General features: G+C 67.4%; 4 protein-coding genes and 1 pseudogene. All 5 read right to left on the bottom strand.

The features are described from left to right. Positions 1-420, bottom strand: a pseudogene (locus VGD44_RS00845) (DNA-directed RNA polymerase subunit beta); the annotation flags it as partial. Between the two features lie 364 nt (positions 421-784). Further along, on the bottom strand, positions 785-1,219 hold the full coding sequence (locus VGD44_RS00840) for a hypothetical protein (protein WP_331082881.1): 435 nt from the start codon (positions 1,217-1,219) through the stop codon (positions 785-787). An 84-nt stretch (positions 1,220-1,303) separates the two neighbouring features. Further along, the gene (locus VGD44_RS00835; protein WP_331082879.1) at positions 1,304-1,861 is read right to left on the bottom strand and encodes a hypothetical protein; all 558 of its coding nucleotides are present in this window, start codon (positions 1,859-1,861) and stop codon (positions 1,304-1,306) included. Positions 1,862-2,001: 140 nt separating this feature from the next. Beyond that, positions 2,002-2,385: a 50S ribosomal protein L7/L12 gene (gene rplL / locus VGD44_RS00830; RefSeq protein ID WP_331082877.1), complete on the bottom strand. Its 384-nt coding sequence runs from the start codon at positions 2,383-2,385 to the stop codon at positions 2,002-2,004. Positions 2,386-2,427: 42 nt separating this feature from the next. Beyond that, on the bottom strand, positions 2,428-2,943 hold the full coding sequence (rplJ, locus tag VGD44_RS00825) for a 50S ribosomal protein L10 (protein WP_331082875.1): 516 nt from the start codon (positions 2,941-2,943) through the stop codon (positions 2,428-2,430). Positions 2,944-3,038: the final 95 nt, after the last annotated feature.

Raw genomic sequence — 3,038 nt, 5'->3', positions numbered from 1 at the left:
GCCCTTCTCCGTCATGAGCGGGATGTCGCCCATGTAGACGTCCTGCTCCTTGATGTCCTTCACGGAGCGGGCGCCGGTCTCTTCGTCGGTTTCGAAGACGATGAGGCGCAGCTTCACCTTCAGCGGCGCGGCATAGGTCATATCGCGCTGGACGCATTCCTCGACGTCGTACTTCGGCTCCTCGAACTCGTAGGAGACGTATTCGAGCACCGCGCGCTCGTTGAAGTCCTTGATCGGGAAGACGGACTTGAAGACCGCCTCGACGCCCTCTTCCTTGCGGTCCGGAGCGCGGGTCTCGCGCTGCAGGAACTGTTCGTACGAGGAGCGCTGAACCTCGATCAGGTTCGGCATCTGCACGGCTTCGGGGATGCGGCCGAAAGACTTCCGGATCCGCTTCTTACCGGTGAAGGACTGCGCCATTTTGATCCCTTGAGGGCGCCAGGAGGGGGATTCCGGGCGCCATGTGTTCATCCTGCGTCCGCCCTCGGTCTCCCTTGCGGGAGCCGGACGCTGGAATGCTCCCCGTGTCGTCGGGAGCGCCCCTTCGCATGGTCGGAGGGCTACGGACCATGCCTCGAGGCCTGCACGCGCGAAGGCCGCATCGAAACGATGTGAATCGGGAGTGTTTTCGCGAACGGCGGGAAATAGGCCTTTTCAGGCCGCCCGTAAAGGCCCTCGCGCAAGAAATGCGAAAGGCGGCGCGGAGGGGTGCAATCTCCGCGCCGCCCGTTGTTCTTCCCGGGCATGTCCCGGGTCGAGTGCTGACTTCCGGTCTCGCAACAGGTCAACCAGCCAACGGCCCGATAGTTCCCCGAGTCAAAGCGATCTGTCGAGAGCCAGCTTCGCCTTTTCTCGCGCGGCGAACGGACACCATGCCGTAGCGGCATACCGGGCGCGATATTCGGGATGCTCCGTGCCCATCCAGCGGTCCGAGCGTCGGCGGAGTCACGCGCGCGTCGGCGAAGATCGTCAGCACGAACAGCCAGAAGAGGCCGCCGACGGGGTAGTTCGGGGCGCACAGCAGCCAGTTGTCGCCGACGGCGCTGAACAGCGCGGGCTGCTCGGACAGCAGCCACACGGCGACGCCAATCGCGGTCAGCACGGCCGCCACGCGCACGTGCCCGCCCAGGCGGCTGAAGCCCACCACGAGCGCCATGACGAGCATCGCCCCGGCCGCGAGCCCGTGCACAAGCGCGCTGATAAGGACGGAGTCGGTCATCCGGCCCGGCCTAGCGTCGCCTGAGCCCCGAGCCTCGCCGATTCTGAAAAAGCGGCCCGCCGTGCAAATTCGGCAAGTTCGTGCCTAGCGCGGCTGGCCGCCGTTCAGGAGGTGGACGCAGGACTGCCACGCGCCGGGGTTCGCCGCGACGCACGCGTGGTAGCTCTGCCCGGCCCGATGGATTGCGCTGGCCGTGTCATGCCCTTGGCCGGCCGAGGGCATGATCGGTTGGCCCAGCGCCGGAACGCCGGGCGCGGCCAGCCGTGGGGTCGCCGGCGCCGCCAGGCAGGCCTGGATCAGCGCGGCGTCGCCGGCGGCGTTCCGGACACAGGCCGCGATCGCCTGCGAGTTGGCGGCGGGCGCAACGGGCGCAGCCACGGACGGCGCACGCGAGGACATCGCCGCGTTCAGCGCGCCCAGCAAGCCGGCGGCGGCCGCACCCTGGCCGCCGCCGGCGCCCCCGCCGAGTTGGCCGCGGAGCCTGGCGCACTCCGCCATGCCCGCGCCCATGGGCGAGTTGCAGATCTGGATGGCCGAGTTCAGCCGGTTGATGTCGCCCGCGGTCTGCGCCGCTGCCGGCGCGGCCGACGTGGCGAGCACAGTCGCCGCCGCGACGGTGAGAAAGGTCCTGGCCAGGATCATGCCCCCATGGATCGAGCCGTTGAGAGCTCGACCATGGCTCGGCGCGCGAGCGGCGCCCTCCCCCGATTAGGGGTATAGAAAAAGGGCCGGGATCGCTCCCGGCCCTTCGATCTCTGAAGCGGTTGCCCCGCGCCAGCCGACTACTTCACCTGGACGGTGGCGCCGGCTTCTTCGAGCTTCTTCTTGATCTCTTCCGCTTCCTGCTTGGAAACGTTTTCCTTCACGTTCTGCGGAGCGCCTTCGACGAGGTCCTTGGCTTCCTTCAGGCCGAGGTCCGGACGGACGCCGCGGACTTCTTTGATCACGTTGATCTTCTTGTCGCCACCGGCGGTCAGGACAACGGTGAACTCGGTTTGCTCTTCGGCGGCTTCGGCCGGAGCGGCGGCGGCCGGGCCGGCGGCGGCGACGGCGACCGGGGCGGCGGCGGAGACGCCCCACTTTTCTTCCAGCAGCTTGGAGAGCTCAGCGGCTTCCAGGACGGTCAGGGCGGACAGGTCGTCCACCAGCTTTTCGAGATTGGCCATGTGATGTGGTCCTTAAGAGAGAGGTTTGTCGGGAAGTGACGATCAGGCGGCGTCTTTGGCGGCGTAGGCGCCGACGACGCGAGCCAGCTGACCGGCGGGAGCCTGCAGGACGCCGGCGATCTTGGTCGCAGGGGCTTGCAGAAGGCCGACGATCTTGGCGCGGAGCTGGTCCAGCGAAGGCAGGGTGGCCAGGGCGGTCACCGAGCTCTTGTCCAGCACCTGTTGACCCATGAAGCCGCCAATGACCGTGAACTTGTCATTGTCCTTGGCGTACTGGGTCGCGACCTTGGCGGCAGACACCGGGTCCGGAGCGAAGGCGATGGCGACGGGACCCTTGAAGAGGGCGTCGCCCGCTTCGCCGATCGAGCCACCGAGAGCCTTCGTGGCCAGGGTGTTCTTCACCACCTGCAGCTGGGCGCCTTCCTTGCGAAGGCGGCCCCGCAGATCGGTCATTTCCGCAACGGTCAGACCCATGTAGTGGGTCACGACCACGGCGCCGGAGTCGGCGAAGACGCCCTTGAGCGTCTCGATCGACTCTTGCTTTTGAGCGCGGTCCATTGCGGTCTCCATACTCAGGTTCCGCGCACGCGCGAATGCGCACGCGGGTAAGCACCTGTCCGATGAGGAAAGCCGCAGCCTCGCGCCCATGCCGC

It is taken from the genome of Phenylobacterium sp., assembly GCF_036402295.1.
Lineage (GTDB): Bacteria > Pseudomonadota > Alphaproteobacteria > Caulobacterales > Caulobacteraceae > Phenylobacterium.
Note: the sequence above shows the minus strand (reverse complement) of the source record. Positions and strands in the feature narration are given on the sequence as shown.